We start from the raw sequence: 19,645 nt of genomic DNA on the forward strand, positions 1-19,645 counted from the left end.
TTAGCGTCAGGATTGATGGTGAAAGTGATAGAAGGTAAACTAGCACCCATTACACCCAAACTGATTAAACTCGCCATTTAATTCGTGTTACTGGAGGGTTTAGCCTGATTTCGCATCGTTTCTAGGCTAAAAGCCGCCGCGCCAAAGGTTACTAACAACACTCCCAGAATTTGCACAATCTCTAAATTTTCTTGAATGATTAACCCAGCAAAAATCACGGTTAAAACTGGGATGCTACCACCGATAATCGCCGATCGCGAAGCACCTAATTTACTGATACCAACATTGTTCAGCAAATAACCAGCAAGAGTCAGCACACCCAAGATAAATGCGCTTAAAACCAGTTCTAGCATCTTAGAGGAGTCAAAAACTATCAAGTTCCAATTGCTTGGTAAAGGTAGCATCAAGCAGACAAAACTCAACAACAACATGGTAGCGAAGTTAATTAAGGTAAAAGTCACGGGATGCAGTTTGCTAGCACATACCCGTGTCAGAATTATGTAGGCAGCAAAAGCTACGCCCGAAAGAAGGGCAGTGCTGCCTCCTAGTGAAGGATTACCGATACTGTTGTTGGGAGAACCTCCTAAAACTAACAATTCACCGCAGCAAATGGCTGCGATCGCACCGAAGCGGAATGTGGTGGGGCGATCGCGGAACAGAAACCACGACAATAACCCACTAACCATCGGATAGATAAAGAACAGTGCGATCGCCATTCCTGTTGTGACTTGAGCGATCGCAATGTAGATTAGCACCTGAGACAAGAACAAAAAGCACCCACTCACAACCGACAATAGCAAAATCCGCTTGGTAGCTGTATTAGCAGCTGTGGGATTTCCTCGCACTGAAGCGGCCAAATTTTCTAAATCTTGCCATAGTGTTGGATGCAACATGGGAGATAGCAATACCATCAGTGGTACTACTACCATAAACCGGAGCGTCAAAATCAACAGAGTATTACCCAAAGTCGGTGGTAGCAAGCGTTCTACATCTACTACTCCAAAAATCTGGGAACCTTCGTGGAAAATCACCTTGATGGCTATGTTGTAAAGCGACGATATCACTGCCGATGAGACAATCAACAAGAAACCGACTTGCAACTGCGAAAAACCGGAGGAATTACGCGATCGCGATTCTGAGGGTTTTGCTGGCGGCTGCGGCTCTAGCGCAGTCGAAGGTGGTGATTTGGGTTTACTCTGCGACACTCTGCGGATCACAGAATTTGGCTCAGTAGCGTTTCTTCTTCGTAAAGGTTGAGGTTGTATTGCTTCCGGCTTTGGCACAGATACAATAGGAGGCTCTGATATTGTTTCGCTTTCTGACAAATCCTTATTGAGGACAGAAAGAGGTTCAGCAGCGTTTTCTTGTGGTGGCGGAACTACAGGAGCAGTAGGCTCTGATTTCGTTTCTCTTTCCGACAAGTCTTTGATAGGGACAGAAATCGGGTTCGGGGTGTTTTCTCTAACAACGGGAGACTCTGATGTTGTTTCTCTTTCCGACAAGTCTTTGCTAGGGACAGAAATCGGGTTCGCAGCGCTTTCTCTAACAATGGGAGGCTCTGATGTTATTTCTCTTTCCAACAAGTCTTTGATGGAGACAGAAATTGTGTTCGCAGTGTTTTCTCTAACAACGGGAGGCTCTAATATGGTTTCTCTTTCTTCTAAAAATTGATTCGGGATCGCGGAAATTGGCTCAGAGGAATTTTTTACTACTTCGCTAAAGGTTGGCGGGGATGGCTCAGAAGAATTGTTTTTTTCTGGCTCAGTAAACTGTAAAACAGTAGGCGTACCTGCTGCTGGTTTGCGTGAAGTTTCTTCTATAGTTTTTTCTAGTTCTCCATGCAGGCGGTTAACAAACTCCGCCAAAATCGTTTCCCCTTGCTGTTGCTGGCTATACATCCGTGACAACTGTTGGGAAAGATTACTTTGATAGTTTTTTAGCTCCTGTTGCAGCGAGTTAAAAGTAACAGTAACGGTGTCATCCAGGCTGTCAAACATGTGTTCGACTTTTTCATTGATTTCACCTACTACATTGCTGCTCACTTCAGCGGACTTCAGCGCAGCTTGTTCGTAAGACTTACCCTCTATGCTTTGGTTAGCTAAATTTGCCAGAGAGGATTGCAGTTGTGAAGATATATGTTTTGCCAGAACTTCTGCCAGTTGGCGAATTAAGACTTGCTGTTCGGTGATTTGGCGCACTTGTTGTAAATGCTCTTTTTCCTCTACCAAGCTTTGAATCTCATCGGATAACCGATTTTTTTCTGACTGAAGTCGCTTTACATCTTCCTGCAAGGCTCTGAGGACATTCTGCTGAAGATTTTCTAAGTCTTCAACTACAGCCCAAAGAGCATTTTCTGCTGCTCTAGATAGCTCGCCTCTGACTCTTGGGTTTTCTGGTTGCTTCTCGAATCGCCCCATTAGCTTCTAACCTCTAACACCTTGACGATAAAGCTGCTTCCGGTACGCTTTATTGGCGCTCATCCTAATTTCCTGTATTTTGTCAGATAAATTAAAAATTTTAACAGCACTTCCGCATTTCAACGTAATTCTGTCATACTGAACACAACTTGGCAAAGCACCAAATGTACTTTACTGCTTAATAATCGGTATTTTTTCAGCATTGATTAAGTATTTAGCCATTCGATTTTGGACTCCGGTTTTCCTCAGTCGAACGATTTTAGATTGTCGTATGGCTGTAACTAGCTTGAAATAGCACCTTTTTTATTTTTGATCCGTTTCATGTACATCAATATAATATTTGCCAATGAGATTTTTACTTTTAAATAAATCTCACTCCAAATAAATATTTATTGTTTTGCTACCAATAGTAATTGTCAAAGACTTGTAGATGCGTGTGTTTAGGCGGAAAGTTATCTGCCTTGCGAAACTAGTTGTAAATTTCTGTGGAATGTAACTTGTGTGACAGTTTATATCTCTAAATGGAGATTAAAGTATCTTTCTGTGGAAATTCAAAGTTACGCCATCCCCTGCACAACATTCTAATGAATGAGCAGCAATTCTGCAAAAACACGCTTTTTTGGCGTTGTTGCAGTTTAGGTTCTACTTTGAGTAGATTTAGTAGATGAAAAAGTTAGGAAAATATTAATAATTCTTAGTGGAATAAAATTCGGGCGATGCTAAAAATGGCAGCGCTAAGTAAAGCACTCACAGGGATTGTAATTAGCCATGCAGCAGCAATACCTTTTAGCGTTTGGAACTTAATCGACTTAATATTTTGCACTAGTCCAATGCCAACTACACCGCCGACGAGAGCGTGGGATGTGGAGACTGGTAAACCTAACCGGGAGGCGATGAGGATGGTAGTAGCAGTAGCAAGTTCGGCACAAAAACCACTACTAGGTTGCAAGGCAATAATGTTTTCGCCAATGGTGGCAATGACTTTTTTTCCCCAAACAGCTAAACCACCAACAATACCAGCACCACCAAGGATTAAAATCCAAAGCGGGATGGTAATACCATCAGTAGGTACGCTACCAGTGCGATTGATGTAAACGATCGCAGCTAAAGGAGCGATCGCATTTCCCACATCATTAGAACCATGAGCAAAGGCGACAAAGCAAGCACTTAGTAGTTGAAATCGACCGAATAATCTTTCTACAGGATTAGGGAGTATTTCTCCCTTGTCTCCCTTGTCTATCTTATCTCCCAATTGTCGCCAACTAATGATTGTGAGTCCAACAGCTGCTACTGCACCGGTTAATAGGGGGATGTCGTAAGTAGGGATTGTAAAACCAACTTGCTCAATTACAAAATTGGTTAGCGGTTCAGTTAGCGATGGTAATACAATCACGCCGAATACACCTAGCAGCAGAGTACTCAACCAGGGAATCCATTCTTGTAACTGGACTACTTGATTAGGTTGATCTAAAATCCAGTGCTTGATTTGACTGTAAAATAAAGCAGCGATCGCACCACTAATTAATGGCGTTAAAACCCAGCCAATGGTAATCAAGCCAATTGATGACCAATCGATTGCACCTACTCCCAAAGCTACCCAACTAAATCCAGCGATCGCACCAACAACCGCATGAGAAGAGGATACAGGTAAACCGCGTGATGTGGCAATTTGCAACCACACACCACACGATATTAATACCGTTACCATCCCAGTAACTAATATTTGGGGTGTAGCTGCGAATAAGGCGGGATTAGCAATTTTCGTTGCGAGAGTTTCCGTTACCTCATGTCCAAACAACACAGCACCCGTAAACTCTAATACCCCAGCAATTATTAGTGCTTGTTTGAGGGTGACAGCTTTGGAACCGACGGAGGTTCCCATCGCGTTAGCGACATCGTTTGCTCCGAGATTCCAGGCGACGTAGAAAGCTAGTAGAGCTACGAAAACTAGGGTAATAAGCATTTTGTTGGGGACAAGGGGAAAGTGAGAGAGATGAGGATCAAACTTGAGTTTTTAGGGACTTCCAAGAAATAAATTATCCAAATAAACAAACCACAGAGACACAGAGAACACAGAGGAATAAGGAGGAGAGAGTTTTTTCGCCAGTTTTCTGAGTATTTTTTTTATTTGGAAGTCCCTTAAGGGTAAACTTTGAACCTTTGAGCTCCATCGTTGAACCTTTGAGCTCCATCGTTGAACCTTTGAGCTTCATCGTTGAACCTTTGAGCTTCATCGTTGAACCTTTGAGCTTCATCGTTGAACCTTTGAGCTTCATCATTGAACCTTTGAGCTTCATCGTTGAACCTTTGAGCTTCATCGTTGAACCTTTGAGCTTCATCGTTGAACCTTTGAGCTTCGTCGTTGAACCTTTGAGCTTCGTAGCTGAATCTCAGACAGAACTTTAAACTTCTAGTTTTAACACTCTCCTATCTCCCTAATCTTCCTTTTGCGGATAAATTAAGATTTTATAAGTATCCGGTGTGGGTGCGATCGCTTGCTCCACAGCTGCTGATAAATCTTTTAATGGATAGCGATCGCTAATCAACGCTTTTACATCGATTCGCTGATTAAACACAATATCGGCTGATAGATTCTGAAGCCGATAAGAGGAACTGTAACTGCCTATCAAGTCAATTTCCCGACGGTAGAGGATATTTGGGTTAATGGGAATTTCCACTTCATCAGGAAATTCGGCGAAAAACAAGATTTTACCGCCTTTGCGAGTACTATCAAGTGCTTGAAAGAAAGCTTTCTCACTCGGAACCGCCAGCAAAGTAACATCAACACCTAGTCCACCAGTTAAGGCAGAGATTTTGGCAGGTAAATCAGGATCGCGAGCATCAAAAGCCGCCTCTGCACCGACACTCAAGGCTTTATCAATTCTAGAGGGTAGTAAATCAGTAGCGATCGCTTTTGCTCCGAAATACTTCACTAACATGATAAACATTAACCCAATTGGCCCAGCACCAGTTACTAATACAGTTTGTCCTGGAGCAATTTGAGCTTTTCTCACTGCCTTCAAACAGCAGTTAGTCGGTTCTACAAAACTCGCTTCTTCAAAACTGATATTATCCGGGATGGGAATTAGCCCACCGTTTTCTACAATATGTCCGGGAACTTTGACATAATCAGCAAAACCGCCGCCACTGGCGTTAAAGCCTGCGGTAGTGGAAATGTTTTTGTAAACATCGCACATGGAGAAATTATCATTTAGGCAATAGGCGCAACGCATACAAGGGATGTGGTGCATCACCGCTACCCGTTGTCCAACTTGCCAACCTTTGACATTATTGCCTATTGCTGCGATCGTGCCGGCAGTTTCATGTCCAAAAATGCGCGGCGGTTCATACAGTGGATAACGAATTTTTTTAATATCTGACTGACATAACCCCACAACCCGCACTTGTACCAGCACTTCATCTGGTTCCACGGTTGGAACTGGGATATCTTCGTAAGAAAGTTGATTAACGCCTCTAAATACCTGTGCTTTCACGTTGGTTTTTCCCCGCTCAACGATACTAGATGTAACATTAGTGGTCAACGTTAAGCTATTTATTATCGGTTAACTTTACTTTGTTGTAACCCAAGTCACATTACTTGCTTCCCCATTCGCGGAGCGTCCCGTAGAGATAGAGTAAGCTCCGAATTCAAAATTCAATTCTTAGTCTTAGGCTTGGATGCAAGTACCTGAACCGATTTCCCATCTTGGAGAGCATCCGTAGGATTAGTAATTAACCTAACATCCTAACATTAGGACTTAAACCAGAAACCACTTCAACTTCAGTACCATAATCTCGTCCAAGCTCTACTTTGTGGTACTTAACTTTTTTTTCCTTCGTCACAGTGGCTACTTATATACCATCTGCATTAATCACTAAGGTATTAGCTGGTACTAATAAAGGTGGATTGGCACGTTCAGTCTTAAAAGTGACTTCAGCATACATTCCAGGACGCAACATATTGTCTGAATTCTGTACTTCAATTTCAGTCAAAAGGGTATTAGAATTAGCATCTAAGACATCAGCAGTCCGAATAACTTTACCAGAAAAAGATTTTTTCGGTAGCTCACGAACACGAACAAGCGCATTTTGTCCAGTGTGAATTGATTGAACAAAAGCCTGGGGAACATTAATTCGGATACGTAAATTATTTGTCTGAGCAATCTTAAATAACCAGGAATTTCCATTATTATTATTGCTACCCGCAGAAATTAAAGCTCCTGAATCTACATTGCGAGCAGTAATTACACCCGCAAAAGGAGCAACAATTTGTTTGAATGTTTGTAAAGCAGTTATCCGTTGTAAATCTGATTTACTAACACTTCTACTTGCAATAAACGCATTAATGTTAGCCTTTTGTGAATTAATAGCTGCAAGAGCAGTGTTTACACTTTCTTGGTCTGAATTAACGCGAGCAATTAAAGTATCTACATTAGCTCGACTTGCATTAAAAGCAGTTTGACGTTCATCAGCAGCTTGTGTAGTTACGGCTCCTTGCTTTTGAAGTAATTGCCAACGTTGCCAAGTTTGACGTGCTAGTTCTAGGTTAGTACGTGCTTCGGCTAATTCTGCCTGTCTAGCTTTTAAGTTAGCTTTTGTTTGAGAAAGATTACTTTGCTTTTGTGCTAAATCTGCCTGAACTTGAGCGAGATTAGCCTCAGATTTTGCAAATTCTGCACGAGCTTGCTGTATATCTTGGTCAGTTTCCGGGGCATCAATTATAGCTAATAGCTGTCCCCTATTTACACGTTCGCCAATATCCACTAATTTTTTTTGTAAATACCCACTCGTGCGGGCATAAATAGTGGTTTCTTGGCTTGCTTGAATGCTGCTAGGTAGAACTAATTCGGTGAAATTAGCAGCAACTTTTGGTTTAACTACATTAACCGAAGAGACTTTTTTTATTGTAGATTTAGCGAAAGCATTTAATTCTGATTGTTTTTGTAACGAGGTATGATGCCAAGTGCTAAAAGTCCAGTAATGACTAAAGTAGTCGTAGCAATAATGGTGATAGAAGTGAAGCGACTTTTTTTAGTTGTTGCCGCAATCAATGTGAGATTAGAATTATCAACTTGAGTATTTTCTTGAGTATCCATACTATAGAATTTTATTTGATTTGTTGATTTATCGAAATTCTTTAAGAACCCCGACCTCTCTAAGAAGTCGGGAATTTGATTATTCACGAATAAGTTACCGATTAGCTACAGTTAATTTGATAGTAGAGGATAGTTCTTCCTCTAACTCTAAATTTTGGGGTTGTTTTCGATGCAAAATACTGTAAATTACGGGTACAAAAATTAAAGTTGCCACTGTTGCTGCTAATAATCCACCAATTACAGCACGTCCTAAAGGAGCATTTTGTTCACCACCTTCACCTAAACCAAGAGACATTGGTAACATCCCCATAATCATGGCTCCAGCAGTCATTAATACTGGACGCAAACGGGTATAACCAGCAGCTAAAGTCGCAGAGAGAGCTTTTTCTCCTATTAGACGTTGCTCATTAGCAAAGGTGACGAGCAAAATACTATTGGCAATAGCAACCCCAATACTCATAATTGCACCCATCAAAGAAGGTACGCTAAAAGTCGTATTCGTCACAAACAGTATCCAGACAATTCCTGCTAAAGCATTTGGCAGTGCCATCATCAGGGCTATTTCATTCTCTTTCCCCAGACCACAAGAAAAGTGAAAAATGCTTATCCGAACCGTATTGGGTAGCCTTCTACTTTTGCACAAGAAGATTCCCAAAATATTTTAGGACTTACGCAAAATTATATGGTGTAGAGGCAATTCATGTATTGCCCCTACACCGTGGGTCTATTTTCTATCAAAGTAATGATTAATAAAAATTTGAAACGACGTATTTACGTTATGTGTTCTCTAGAACTATTGTAGAGACTGGGTGCATCCCAGTTTTTATTATTCCAAAACAAATAAATAACAGGGAAGGATTGTTACAGAAAACGGAAGTCAGGAAGTAAGGGGATATCAGGAAGGGATAATAAAGTCATCAAGACTAGGTGTATCAATGACTCCTGAGAAGAACAACAGATAAAAGAATATTCTCGTGCAATAGCAAAGATACTGTACAAAAGTACTACGGGTGAGCAACTCACAAGTTTGGCAAAAATAGAAGAAGTAGTACGCTCTCAAATGCGGAAGCATGTAATGCCAGAAGTAGGGTTTTTTTATCGAAAATGCCACAGGAGAAAGCCGCGGATACAAACGAAAAATAAAAAGTATTATTGGAGAACTGCCAATTACAAACTCTCAAGCACAAAAGCTAGAAATTAGACCCCATAATCAATTGAGTCCATATTTAGAAGCTTGTTGCTTACGAATCAGCGCGTCGGTATCGTATCAACGTGCGGCAGAAGATATTGAATATTTAACTGGTGTAGAAGTATCAAAAAGTGTGCAGCAACGATTAGTGCATCGTCAAAATTTTGAATTACCGCAAGTAGAATCAACTGTGGAAGAATTGAGTGTGGATGGAGGAAATATACGCATTCGTACAATCAAGGGACAAGTCTGTGATTGGAAGGGTTATAAAGCTACCTGCTTACATGAAAAACAAGCTATTGCTGCCTCATTTCAAGAAAATAGTCTTGTAATTGATTGGGTCAAAAGCCAATCAATTGCTCCTATCTTGACCTGTCTTGGCGATGGCCATGACGGTATTTGGAATATTGTCCGCGATTTTGCTCCCGAACACCAGCGTCGGGAAGTACTTGATTGGTTTCATCTGATGGAAAACCTACACAAGATTGGCGGTTCTAATCAACGGCTCAATCAGGCTAAAATCCTTCTCTGGCAAGGAAAAGTTGATGATGCTATCGCTGTCTTTGCTGACTGTCAGCTAAAACAAGCTTTTAATTTCTGTACTTATCTTGAGAAACATCGACACCGGATTGTCAATTACCAATATTATCAAGCAGAACAAATCTGTTCCATTGGTTCTGGTACTATTGAGTCTACTGTCAAACAGATTGACCGTCGAACCAAAATTTCTGGCGCACAATGGAAATCTGATAACGTTCCTCAAGTCTTAGCTCAACGCCAGAGCTTATCTCAATGGATTAATCTTTGCTCACTAAATAAAAACTGGGATGCTCCCAATTAATATTTGCTGAACGCTTTCATTTGTAATCAGCTAGATTCAAATGCAAGCATTAATTGTCATTTACTACTAAAAATCGATAGACTTACAGTATTTTATGTGAAATTATCTTTGCATACACCTGTGTAAAATGCAAGACCCTTCCTATATTTAACTTAATTTAAAACGTAGTAGTTTATACAGAATTATGGACAAAGCTGATTTATAGAGGTGAATTATAAAATGAGAGCCATATTAGAATAAAACAAACTTTGCAAGCTAACCCTTGTGGATGATTTTGACGAGGATTGCGATCGCTATCTTTCAGACTCTTGATGTCTTAGTTGTTAGTGGTGAACTGGAGGAACTGCGGCTGCTATCCAAGCGGTGCTACGATACAACTTTTTCTAAGAAAGAAGGGTGTGTTTCGGCTTGCGTAACGCTGTATTATTTTTGAATATTTTCTCAAGATTTTTTCCGAGACGGTAGCAATGACTATTCGCCATGCGACTGAAACTGACTTACCTGCAATTGTGGCAATTTATAATGCTGCAATTCCTAGCTGTATGGCAACTGCTGATTTAGAGCCAGTGTCTGTGGAAAGTCGCCTTCCTTGGTTTAGGGCGCGATCGCCTTCACAACGCCCACTTTGGGTAATCGAAGTGGAGGGAGCAATTGCTGGATGGCTTAGTTTCCAATCCTTTTATGGTCGGCCTGCCTATAATACGACTGCCGAAATTAGTATTTATATAGCCCCTCAATTTCATCGCTGTGGTTTGGGACGACAACTATTAGCACAAGCAATTAGCGAAAGCCGTAGTTTGGGTTTAAATACCCTACTAGGCTTCATTTTTGCCCACAATCAACCCAGTTTAAAACTTTTTGAAACATTTGGCTTTCAACATTGGGGATATTTACCGAAAGTTGCCGTAATTGACAGCGTTGAACGAGATTTAGCGATCGTGGGACTTAGAATTATTGATATTCCCACAGATTAAAACCATAGAGTGTCAATGATTGTGATTGATTTTTCGTAAATATATATTTATTTTATAATCAGGAGTTTTTATTGTAATAAATTCTTTGTTTTAGCTAGTTTTAGCCAGTTGGGATATTCAGTCATCAGTAAATCATAAAGTTATTGATCTGCTATACTTTCGGGATGTTTTATACTGAAAAAATCTGAGTTATCAACGTAGCGATCGCTCATTTCATCCAACCGTTCTAAGAAGGTAAAATCACTTGTCTTTGCTTGAGATAACCAGCCTAAAATGCCTTTACCCTTAGAACCAGTATCTGCTCGCTTGATATTGCGATCGCTGCAATTATTTACCAGAGTAAGCAAATGTAGAGACACAAACCTTTGCATCTCTAAACATTTCTTAACAACGTTGTAACTGCGTTAACAAAACAACAATTTCATCAATAGCCTGCCGCACAATTGTTGCAGGTTGCTCCGATTGATTCACAATAATACTAAAAACTAACGGCTCATATTTAGGCACATTTATATATCCAGAGAGAGAGACTACACCCGTTAACGTACCTGTCTTTGCTTGCACAATGCCCTCAGCAGATGTGTTTTGAAAGCGCCCTTTTAAGGTTCCAATTTTACCCGCTACGGGTAAAGATGCGCGATACACATATCCTGCTGGTGTTCTTGCCATTCCTCGCAAAGTTTGTACAAAAGCTTCTGGTGTCGCTAAGTTTCGACGTGATAAACCCGAACCATCTACTAAAATATAATTTGCTGGATCAACTCCCAATTGAGTTAAACTCGCTTTGACAGCTTCTAAACCAACATCAACGCTAGTTTTAGTTTTCACTCTAGGTTTTTCGCCAGCTAATGCTCTCAATAGTGCCTCAGCATAAAGATTATTACTATTCTGAAGAGTTTCCATTAATAATTCAGATAGAGGTGGTGACTCTACAAAAGCTATTTCCTCTTGATTAAGACCACCAGTTACCACTAATGTTTGCCCCAAAGGAATTTTTTCTGCTGCCAAAGCAGCACGGAAGCGTCGTAAGAAGTAATAATTAGGGTCAATTACAGGCAAATCTATTAAAGACGGTTCAGAATTTGTTGTTAGTTGTCCTTGAATTCGTAATACTGTTCCTGATAATTCGCGGGTAATATTGACGTAAGTTGGTTGATTTTGGGCAACCGTTATTGACTGATTAATTGTCCGCCACTGTTTCGCCTCGCCAGGATCAATCCACACCAGTTGTAAGGATTTACCTACAGCCTGCGGTACAAGTTTTAAGCTAAAAATATTTTGATTTAGAATAAAGCTGCTGACTGGTGCGCCATAGTCTGACTGCACATCTTCCCATTGCCAGGTGGGGTTAACAATGTCTCCTTGAATATAACTATCATCAGCTATCAACCTCTGAATTTGAGTAATACCTTTCTGTTTTAGCTGCTGTGCTAATGTTTGCAGTTGAGTATCACTTAAGCTGGGATCTCCCCTACCGACAACACGTAAAACACCGTTGCCATTCTGATAAATAGAGGTGCGAATCCGAAAATTAGCACCCAATTGCTGCAATGCAGCTGCTGTTGTCAGCAATTTGAGGTTAGAGGCGGGAATAAAATATTTCTGAGCATCCCGACTATAAAGAGTTGACCCTGTTGACAGGGGTTGCACCAAAATTCCCCAGCGCACTCGACTAAATAAAGGACGATTGATTACAGCATCTATAGCTGTTCCCAGTTGGGTAGAGCAAATTGATTTTGTGGTAGTTGTTGGTGCAACTGGGGTTTGTGCTTTAGCTACTGTTTGGGTAACACCAATATGAGTACCCAAAAACAGCAGCATCAAGCCAAGAGAAATTTTTCTAGTCATCACATAGTTAGTAAAACTACTTGATGATAATACTTTTGTGTGGCATCTTTTTAACGTCAGTTCGATGAGAGTAAGCCTTATTCCTCTTCCTCTTCTTCATCTTCTCCGAACACTGCGTCTATCAGTTCTTGTGCCCGCTCGTCTGAAATCTTTAAGGCTTCCTGAAGCTCAGAGATATAATCTTGTTCGCTTTCGGGTACTTCTTCGTCAATCCCTACCACTAAGATAGCTGTGATATATGCAGCTTCCCGATAACCTCTATTGGGTAAAGATTCGATGGACTGGGCGATTAAATCTTCTGGCTCTTCTTCTTCAATCAAGCTGACGACTTTTTCGGTCAATTCTTCAAAGTCTTCTTCAGAGTAATCTTCAAACAAGTCAACCCGACTCAGAAATTCACTTAAAGCATATTCTTCTGTTGAAGAAATACCTTCACCATCAGCTGCTGCGGAAAATAGTCCAAGGATTGCGATCGCAACTTCTGGTTCTATAGCAACTGAACTAACACTACGGCCTTTGGGCAACTTGCGTTTAGACATAATTATCCTCTAAAAGTTACGTGATATTTCAGGAAGTAATACATTGTGGTCTATAATGCTTCCTCGATTTATGATTCCCAAAAGAATGCGGAAATATACATTGGAATGAATCTTTTTTTCATAAAAAATACGCAGAGAAATATATTCTCTGCGTATAAAAACGGTTAAGTTGCCTTGATAGATCGAGGTTTTTATTACTTGTCTACACCGTAGCCCTTTAGACTACGGTGTAGATACATCTTGTTAATAGCCTGGATTTACCCCCCTTAATCCCCCCTTCGACAAGCTCAGGGCATCGCTTGGAAAGGGGGGAAATATCCGGTTCTCCCCCTTTCTCTACTCCCCTAGCTCTCTGAACTGAATTATCAAAAAGCGTTACAGCTTCGTCCCACACTCAGCACAGAAGTTGTGGTTAGGAGCATTTTTGGCATTGCAGTTACTACAATAAACTGGCTCTGCTGCTGCTTTGGGCGGTTGCTTCTGCAAGCCGACCATTTGAGCGTTGCTCTTGCCTGGAGCTACCATTGGATAGCAGTTTTCGTCTCTGGTGACGTGGACATTTAAGATTACTGGCCCTTTGTGTGCCAGCATTTCGGCGATCGCATCTTTTAATTGACTGCGATCGCTAATTACCATACCCTTAATGCCATAAGCTTTTGCCAATAACTCTACGTCTGGCATTCCTACTTCCATGTTGGAGCATGAGTAACGCTCACCATAGAAGGCTTGTTGCCACTGGCGCACCATCCCTTGCCAGCCGTTATTGATAATTATTGTCTTGACATTTATTCCATACTGTGCAAGTGTACCAAGTTCCTGCAAACACATTTGGAAACTGGCATCACCGCTAATACAAATGACTTCTTCATCAGGAAATGCCACTTTCGCGCCCATTGCCGCAGGTAAGCCAAAACCCATCGTTCCCAAACCAGCGCTAGAAATCCAGCGTCTTGGGCCGTTTTTGAGGAATTGTGCTGCCCACATTTGATGTTGTCCAACATCTGTGGTGTAGAAAGCGTTGGGTGCTTGGCTATTGACTTCTACAATCACTTCTTGGGGTGAAATGCTGTCGGGGTGCTGTGGCACTATTAGAGGATACTCATCGCGCCAACGGTTAACAAGATTTAACCATTCTTGGTTTTGATTAGGGGTAGCCTTAACGCCTGTTTCTTTGCAGCGACGCAACAAGTCTACTAACACGTTCCGCACATCGCCGACGATGGGCACTTCAGGAATGCGGTTTTTGCCGACTTCTGCGGGATCGATGTCGATGTGAATTACTTTGGCGCGGGAGGCGAATTCGTCTAACTTGCCTGTAACGCGATCGTCAAATCTAGCGCCGACGCAAATCAGCAAGTCACAATCACTTACAGCAAAGTTAGCGTAAGCCGTGCCGTGCATCCCCAACATTCCCAAAGCTAGGGGGTGATGTTCGTCAAAGGCACCGATCCCCATTAAGGTGGTGGTGACAGGGATGTTGAATAATTCAGCTAGTTCTTTTATTTCTTCATGGGCACCAGCTGCGATCGCACCACCACCGATATACAGTAGAGGACGGCGACTTTCAGTAATCAACTGAATTGCAGCGTTAATTTGCCGGGGATTTCCCTTCACCGTGGGGCGATAACCGCGTAACTTCACTGAACCTGGTTTTACAGGTACATAGTCAAATTCTTCTAAAGCTACATCCTTGGGAACATCAATCAGAACTGGCCCTGGTCGCCCAGTGCTAGCGATGTGGAAAGCTTCGGCGACAATTCGCGCCATGTCTTTAGGGTCACGCACTACATAAGAGTGCTTTACTATGGGTAGCGTAATGCCGTAAATATCGGTTTCCTGAAAGGCATCTGTACCAATGGACGGACGTGCTACCTGCCCCGTAACCACAATCATTGGGATTGAATCCATGTAGGCGGTGGCGATCCCTGTCACCAAGTTAGTTGCTCCTGGGCCAGAAGTGCCAAAGCATACTCCTACCTTCCCAGTGGCACGGGCGTAACCGTCTGCGGCATGGGCTGCGCCTTGTTCGTGTCTCACGAGAATATGCTTAATAGCACCAGTTGCTTCCACCTTATACAGGTCGTCATAAATTGGTAGAATTGCCCCACCAGGATAACCAAAAATATAATCAACGCCGTGGCGATGAAGGCTGTCAAGTAGAGCAAAACCGCCAGATGCACGTTTGGGCAGGACTGGCGGGCTAGAAGCACGAGACTGTTTGTGATTCTCAGTTTGTGGGAGACTAATTTGGGAGAGCGATTCTCCTGCGGAGACACTTCGTGATCGCACGGTCAAACCTCAGACTATAGCTAAAGTTAATGCTGAATTCTGTAGTTAAGATTTCATTTTAGTTGAAAACTTCAATAAAAACCTGATTAATTTTTATATTAAATATAATGATGGATTTTTAGCCTACAATTAGTTAAATTACGTCTTGTAAGACATTGCGGGTATTTTTCCAAGCCCAAACACCCACAAATACAACAACAACACTCATTCCTATAAGCACAATTCGCAAGCCCAGAGCATCAGTTAATGGGCCAGTAATTGCTAAAGGTAAAGCAAGAGCGATGTTAACAGCATGATTTTGAAAGCCAAATACTTTACCGTGCATGGTAGGTGGTGTTTGCTGTTGAATTAATGTTTGCATGGGTACGCCAATTAGGGCAGCACCTATACCCAAAAATCCACAGAGTGCTAGCGCCAGTAATAAGTTATGCGTAAAAGTGAACACTCCTAAAACTAGTGCCATCATCAAAAATCCAATTAAGGGTAGGGGCTTGTGATGCAATTTATCACCCCAGTGACCTAAAATCGCTGCACCAGATACCATACCCACTCCTGCTGCTGCTAAGAAAAAGCCAAACTGTTTTTCTTTTAAACCAAACTCTTCAGCTAATCGAATTGTCAGCACTGTTAACGCTGCAAACACACAATATAAAGTTGTCAGTTGCAGCATAGCGTTCAAGATTAAAGGGTTTTTCTTGAGATAGCGCAGGCTTTCAGTGAATTCAGCCCAAGGGTTATTTGATGCCCGATGTTCCCTCGGTCGTTTGGGTTCTTTAAACTTAATCGGTTGCATAATTGCAGCCGACAATATGTATAATCCACCAACCACAAGCTCTTGACCGTATTCTTCTCCCATCCAGCTTTTTGCCAAACTCAAAATCGGCTCTCCGATGGCAAAGCCAACAATTAAAGCTCCCATCATTGTGCTGGTAAACAGCGCATTGGCTGCTAACAAATTCTCTCGCTTCACCAACAGGGGAATGGCTGCTTGTTCAGCGGGTGCAAAAAACTGCGTCACCGTAGAGATGGCAAAAGTCAGGATTAATAGAATCAGAAACTGTCTTGGTAACAAGGGAAGACACAGTGTTAATATTCCCCGCACAACATCTGAGCCAACCATAATTAGCTTTTTTGGCAAGCGGTCAACAAAGATACCACCAGCAGAGCCAAACAAAATTGCTGGTATTGTAAAGGACAGCATCAAAGTTGAGTACATAGAGTTCTGTGCCAAGCCAGGAAGCGGTGAATAGTTCTCCAGCAGAGCAATCATCAAAACAAAGAAAACCTTATCTGCTAACTGGGACACCAGTTGCCCAATCCACAGGAGCATAAAACCACGGTTTTTTAGCAGTGCGCCAAACCCGTTATTAACAGCAGCTGGTTCAGTTGGAAACATTTAGATACTTTCTTTCTTGGGGTAGATGGGGCATGGAGGATGGGGCAAAACAGTTCCGTTAGCGGATAGCTATGGTTTAGCCCGTTTCGAGTTTTGAGTTCTGAGTAAATCTCAGTAAAGAAGTAAGATTCCCCACTCAGCACTCCTGAAGGACATTGGGTATGGGCTATGGGGTATGGGTATAGTTTTTCTTGACTGTCCCCTGTACGCTGTCACCTGTAACCTTTTCCCTTCCCCACTCCTAACTCCTAACTCATAATTCTCTTGTCCGGACTAATTTGCTTCATAGCGCTTTAACAGCATAAGCAAAAACTCAGCTGCTGTCAGATAACCTTTGGGTGGAGAAATTTCAATGGATGAATCTACCCACCAGCCTTGTACAGCTTGGGAAGTAGATTCAGAGCGGCTTTTCGTTAGACATCGCCACATAGACAAATGATCGACTGCTGGTTGTGCATAAAAGTTATTTTGCCCACAACCTAGCAAACGGGAACTCCAATGCGTGAAATAATCATGACTCATCCGATGAATAGGAAAATTACCCTGTAGTGGTACTCCCCATCCATCTATAGCAATAAAAGCTTTGACAGTACCACCCAAGAGTTGCCACAAATGCGCTGCCCCTATTGCCCCCACTACGCCAGCACTAAAGCTAATGAATATAATTGGTGATTTTAAAGAGTCGGTCAAGCGAGCGCGCAAAAACTGCAAAATATGAAATGCTGATAAAACCAAAGCATCTTTACCTGGATAAAGCAGTATATTTGCGTAATTAGGTGCGATCGCGCCATTAGAAACTAAATCTAACAATCCTACTCTAAAGCTTTCAGTTAACTCTGGTTCATGAATTCCAGGGCAAATAATTATACTCATTTGTCTATTCTGATTGGGCATTGAAAGATAATTCTACGGTTGGGTTAGGGTTTTTTGATGAAAATTCTAAATCACAAAGACGCGATAAATCGCCGTCTCTACAATAATCAATCCTTCGTTTTGACGGCGATTTATCACGTCTCTTGGCTTAACCGAACTGTATAATTTTTCATGCCACTTGCCCTGAGCGTCCCGCAGGGAAGGGATGCCCAATGCCCCACGTAAGTTTTGTATGTCTTTTGATGTATTATCTTGATTTACCCACCTATCCTATCCCCCTGGATGGGATAATAAGTTACAAGTAAGGAAGGGACATGTGTAAGCTATTCCCTTATTTTATATTTCTCTGCACTCTGGTTATATTGAGGAACTAATTGTGGTTGCCACGCCGGAAAAAGTACAACACACCCACGAGCATCTATCAGGTAAAGACCGTGTAGCCGTACTGCTTATGGGCTACGGCGAAGTCGAAAGCTACGAAGATTTCGCCAACTATAACGAACAGGCTTTAAATCTACTGACAGCAAAATTCGCACCAGTACCAACCTGGATTTATCCGCCTCTGGCAAAGCTTTTGGCGCTATTTGACCGCCATGAGTGGGGACACACACACCACGATTTTATTTCCCCACACAATGCCATTTTTGAACAGCAGCGGGCTGGGATTGAGAAGAATTTACAAGAAAAATGGGGTGATAAGGTTCAAGTTTTCAAGGCTTTTAACTTCTGTGCCCCTTTCTTACCCAATCAAGTCTTGGCAGAAATCAAAAACAAAGGCTTCGAGAAACTGCTAATCTACCCTTTGCTAGTTGTTGATTCTATCTTCACCAGTGGGATTGCGATCGAGCAAGTTAACAATGCTCTCGTTGAGTTGACTGATGGCGAAGAACACTGGGTTAAAGCACAGCGTTACATTCCTTCTTTCTTCAACGAACCAGCTTACATCGATTTGATGGCTCATCTGGTTGAAGAGAAAATTGCTGAATTAGCAGGAGCTTATCTCCCTTCTCAAATCGGCATTGTATTAATGAATCATGGCTGTCCCCATAAAGCTAAAGGCTTTACTTCTGGGATTGCTGAAAGTGAAGCAATGTACGATTTAGTTCGCGATAAGTTGATTAACCGCTATCCGTTAATCTCGGTGGGTTGGCTCAATCATGACACGCCCTTAATTGATTGGACACAGCCAAACGCCGAACAAGCAGCAAATAACCTGATTCAGTTGGGTGCAAAAGTGGTAATTTTGATGCCAATTGGCTTTGCCACAGAAAACCACGAAACGCTATTGGATGTACACCATATCATCCATGCTTTAGAGAAACAGCATCCTGGTACGAACTACGTGCAAATGGCTTGCGTCAACGATCGCCCAGAATTTTTGGCAATGGTGGCCCAATGGGCTGACGATCATATTGCAGAGTTGTTGTCAGAGCAACCTTTGGCAGTTAATCCCCAACTCGCGGGAGATCACCATCATCACCACCATCATCATTAAGTTTTGAGTTTATCAGGGTGGGTCTAGCTTTGCCCACCCTAGAATTAATTCACGCCTCGCAGCTTGCGAGTATTATCAACTAAACTCTGAGCAAATTGATCGAATCTTTGAGAAAGCTTTTCATCTACTAGCTTGCCTTCAGGACTGAATGCACCCCAAGCTTGTCCGATCGCAATTTGTTCTGGAATCACCCAACCATGCACCCATCTGACAATTAGCCGTAGGTCATTTAATGCGTTACTATTTGACTGACCACCCAATACGCTGATTAGTCCTGTCACTTTATCAGACAGTTGCTCAAAGCTCATCAAATCTAGAGCATTTTTCAGGACACCACTAACCCCACCGTGATACTCAGGTGTGGCTAAAATTAATCCATCTGACTGGCTAACAGTATCCTGTAACCGCTTAACATCTGGGTACTCTGGATACTCTTTTGCGCCAGTGCAAAACGGTAACTGCAACTGTCTTAAATCAAGAATTTCTACCTCTGCACCAAGGGCTTCTACTCTTTGCACTGCTACTTGTAAAGCAAGCTGCGTATAGGAGTTTGGTCTTAAACTACCACCAATACCAACAATTCTCACCATAATTAACCTACAAACTATTAACTAGCTACTATCACCAGATTTCTTAAAAAGCGGAATCGTTATGACTATGTTTATCTTAGCGATTTGTGTCGGAATGT

Annotated in this window: 19 protein-coding genes; 4 read left to right on the forward strand and 15 right to left on the reverse strand. The window is 42.0% G+C overall.

Features of this window, described 5'->3' with window-relative positions; translation table 11 throughout:
* Positions 1–77: 77 nt before the first annotated feature.
* The 8 genes from NPUN_RS08755 to NPUN_RS08780 all read right to left on the reverse strand — a co-directional run bounded on the left by NPUN_RS08755 (position 78) and on the right by NPUN_RS08780 (position 8,066).
* Positions 78–2,417, reverse strand: coding sequence for an EamA family transporter (locus NPUN_RS08755; RefSeq protein ID WP_012408410.1), 2,340 nt, complete (start codon positions 2,415–2,417; stop codon positions 78–80).
* Between the two features lie 694 nt (positions 2,418–3,111).
* Positions 3,112–4,380: an inorganic phosphate transporter gene (locus NPUN_RS08760; protein ID WP_012408411.1), complete on the reverse strand. Its 1,269-nt coding sequence runs from the start codon at positions 4,378–4,380 to the stop codon at positions 3,112–3,114.
* A 73-nt stretch (positions 4,381–4,453) separates the two neighbouring features.
* Entirely contained in the window at positions 4,454–4,756 is a 303-nt protein-coding gene (locus NPUN_RS37425) for a hypothetical protein (RefSeq protein WP_052304567.1), read from the reverse strand.
* A 96-nt stretch (positions 4,757–4,852) separates the two neighbouring features.
* Complete coding sequence (locus NPUN_RS08770; protein WP_012408413.1) at positions 4,853–5,911, reverse strand: zinc-dependent dehydrogenase; 1,059 nt, start codon at positions 5,909–5,911, stop codon at positions 4,853–4,855.
* Positions 5,912–6,149: 238 nt separating this feature from the next.
* Positions 6,150–6,260 (reverse strand): permuted SH3 domain-containing protein, encoded by a 111-nt coding sequence (locus tag NPUN_RS44985; protein WP_473989786.1) that lies wholly within the window; start codon positions 6,258–6,260, stop codon positions 6,150–6,152.
* A gap of 9 nt (positions 6,261–6,269) precedes the next feature.
* Positions 6,270–7,322 carry an efflux RND transporter periplasmic adaptor subunit gene (locus NPUN_RS08775; protein ID WP_083782346.1) on the reverse strand — a complete coding sequence of 351 codons (1,053 nt, stop codon included), beginning with the start codon at positions 7,320–7,322 and terminating at the stop codon, positions 6,270–6,272.
* A 20-nt stretch (positions 7,323–7,342) separates the two neighbouring features.
* Positions 7,343–7,513 carry a hypothetical protein gene (locus NPUN_RS41675; protein ID WP_167315592.1) on the reverse strand — a complete coding sequence of 57 codons (171 nt, stop codon included), beginning with the start codon at positions 7,511–7,513 and terminating at the stop codon, positions 7,343–7,345.
* A 94-nt stretch (positions 7,514–7,607) separates the two neighbouring features.
* Entirely contained in the window at positions 7,608–8,066 is a 459-nt protein-coding gene (locus NPUN_RS08780) for an efflux RND transporter permease subunit (RefSeq protein ID WP_083782348.1), read from the reverse strand.
* Between the two features lie 405 nt (positions 8,067–8,471).
* Here NPUN_RS08780 and NPUN_RS08785 point away from each other — a divergent pair.
* The 3 genes from NPUN_RS08785 to NPUN_RS08790 all read left to right on the forward strand — a co-directional run bounded on the left by NPUN_RS08785 (position 8,472) and on the right by NPUN_RS08790 (position 10,517).
* Positions 8,472–9,543 (forward strand): ISKra4-like element ISNpu15 family transposase gene (locus tag NPUN_RS08785; protein WP_086000593.1). Its coding sequence is split into 2 segments (ribosomal slippage): positions 8,472–8,600 and positions 8,602–9,543, totalling 1,071 coding nucleotides; the frame shifts between segments, so codons are not numbered across the junction.
* Positions 9,544–9,811: 268 nt separating this feature from the next.
* The gene (locus NPUN_RS41680) at positions 9,812–9,976 is read left to right on the forward strand and encodes a hypothetical protein (protein WP_167315593.1); all 165 of its coding nucleotides are present in this window, start codon (positions 9,812–9,814) and stop codon (positions 9,974–9,976) included.
* A gap of 34 nt (positions 9,977–10,010) precedes the next feature.
* Positions 10,011–10,517 carry a GNAT family N-acetyltransferase gene (locus NPUN_RS08790; protein WP_012408414.1) on the forward strand — a complete coding sequence of 169 codons (507 nt, stop codon included), beginning with the start codon at positions 10,011–10,013 and terminating at the stop codon, positions 10,515–10,517.
* A 140-nt stretch (positions 10,518–10,657) separates the two neighbouring features.
* On the opposite strand, the gene NPUN_RS08795 is transcribed toward NPUN_RS08790, so the two are convergent.
* From NPUN_RS08795 to NPUN_RS08820, 6 genes are all read right to left on the reverse strand, one after another.
* A complete protein-coding gene (locus NPUN_RS08795; protein WP_012408415.1) occupies positions 10,658–10,888 on the reverse strand; it encodes a VWA domain-containing protein in 231 nt (76 codons plus the stop codon).
* Between the two features lie 13 nt (positions 10,889–10,901).
* Positions 10,902–12,365, reverse strand: coding sequence for a D-alanyl-D-alanine carboxypeptidase/D-alanyl-D-alanine endopeptidase (gene dacB, locus NPUN_RS08800; RefSeq protein ID WP_012408416.1), 1,464 nt, complete (start codon positions 12,363–12,365; stop codon positions 10,902–10,904).
* 77 nt (positions 12,366–12,442) lie between these two features.
* The gene (locus NPUN_RS08805) at positions 12,443–12,904 is read right to left on the reverse strand and encodes a tellurite resistance TerB family protein (protein ID WP_012408417.1); all 462 of its coding nucleotides are present in this window, start codon (positions 12,902–12,904) and stop codon (positions 12,443–12,445) included.
* 375 nt (positions 12,905–13,279) lie between these two features.
* Positions 13,280–15,193 carry a biosynthetic-type acetolactate synthase large subunit gene (ilvB, locus tag NPUN_RS08810; RefSeq protein ID WP_012408418.1) on the reverse strand — a complete coding sequence of 638 codons (1,914 nt, stop codon included), beginning with the start codon at positions 15,191–15,193 and terminating at the stop codon, positions 13,280–13,282.
* Between the two features lie 133 nt (positions 15,194–15,326).
* On the reverse strand, positions 15,327–16,589 hold the full coding sequence (locus NPUN_RS08815) for an MFS transporter (protein ID WP_012408419.1): 1,263 nt from the start codon (positions 16,587–16,589) through the stop codon (positions 15,327–15,329).
* A gap of 273 nt (positions 16,590–16,862) precedes the next feature.
* Positions 16,863–17,462 (reverse strand): hypothetical protein, encoded by a 600-nt coding sequence (locus NPUN_RS08820; protein ID WP_041566013.1) that lies wholly within the window; start codon positions 17,460–17,462, stop codon positions 16,863–16,865.
* 376 nt (positions 17,463–17,838) lie between these two features.
* Here NPUN_RS08820 and NPUN_RS08825 point away from each other — a divergent pair, with 376 nt between their 5' ends.
* Positions 17,839–18,957, forward strand: coding sequence for a ferrochelatase (locus NPUN_RS08825; protein ID WP_012408421.1), 1,119 nt, complete (start codon positions 17,839–17,841; stop codon positions 18,955–18,957).
* 44 nt (positions 18,958–19,001) lie between these two features.
* Here the strand turns inward: NPUN_RS08825 and NPUN_RS08830 are convergent, their stop codons facing one another.
* Positions 19,002–19,547, reverse strand: coding sequence for an NADPH-dependent FMN reductase (locus NPUN_RS08830; RefSeq protein WP_012408422.1), 546 nt, complete (start codon positions 19,545–19,547; stop codon positions 19,002–19,004).
* Positions 19,548–19,645 lie beyond the last annotated feature (98 nt).

Origin of the sequence: Nostoc punctiforme PCC 73102 (assembly GCF_000020025.1) — a bacterium.
GTDB classification, from domain to species: Bacteria; Cyanobacteriota; Cyanobacteriia; order Cyanobacteriales; family Nostocaceae; genus Nostoc; species Nostoc punctiforme.

Excerpts from the sequence above, each read along its gene's own strand:
- NPUN_RS08755 (WP_012408410.1), bottom strand. The coding sequence starts at position 2,417 with ATGGGGCGATTCGAGAAGCAACCAGAAAACCCAAGAGTCAGAGGCGAG.
- NPUN_RS08760 (WP_012408411.1), bottom strand. The coding sequence starts at position 4,380 with ATGCTTATTACCCTAGTTTTCGTAGCTCTACTAGCTTTCTACGTCGCC.
- NPUN_RS37425 (WP_052304567.1), bottom strand. The coding sequence starts at position 4,756 with ATGAAGCTCAAAGGTTCAACGATGAAGCTCAAAGGTTCAACGATGAAG.
- NPUN_RS41675 (WP_167315592.1), bottom strand. The coding sequence starts at position 7,513 with ATGGATACTCAAGAAAATACTCAAGTTGATAATTCTAATCTCACATTG.
- NPUN_RS08780 (WP_083782348.1), bottom strand. The coding sequence starts at position 8,066 with ATGATGGCACTGCCAAATGCTTTAGCAGGAATTGTCTGGATACTGTTT.
- NPUN_RS41680 (WP_167315593.1), top strand. The coding sequence starts at position 9,812 with ATGATTTTGACGAGGATTGCGATCGCTATCTTTCAGACTCTTGATGTC.
- NPUN_RS08790 (WP_012408414.1), top strand. The coding sequence starts at position 10,011 with ATGACTATTCGCCATGCGACTGAAACTGACTTACCTGCAATTGTGGCA.
- NPUN_RS08795 (WP_012408415.1), bottom strand. The coding sequence starts at position 10,888 with ATGCAAAGGTTTGTGTCTCTACATTTGCTTACTCTGGTAAATAATTGC.
- dacB (WP_012408416.1), bottom strand. The coding sequence starts at position 12,365 with ATGACTAGAAAAATTTCTCTTGGCTTGATGCTGCTGTTTTTGGGTACT.
- NPUN_RS08805 (WP_012408417.1), bottom strand. The coding sequence starts at position 12,904 with ATGTCTAAACGCAAGTTGCCCAAAGGCCGTAGTGTTAGTTCAGTTGCT.
- NPUN_RS08815 (WP_012408419.1), bottom strand. The coding sequence starts at position 16,589 with ATGTTTCCAACTGAACCAGCTGCTGTTAATAACGGGTTTGGCGCACTG.
- NPUN_RS08820 (WP_041566013.1), bottom strand. The coding sequence starts at position 17,462 with ATGAGTATAATTATTTGCCCTGGAATTCATGAACCAGAGTTAACTGAA.
- NPUN_RS08830 (WP_012408422.1), bottom strand. The coding sequence starts at position 19,547 with ATGGTGAGAATTGTTGGTATTGGTGGTAGTTTAAGACCAAACTCCTAT.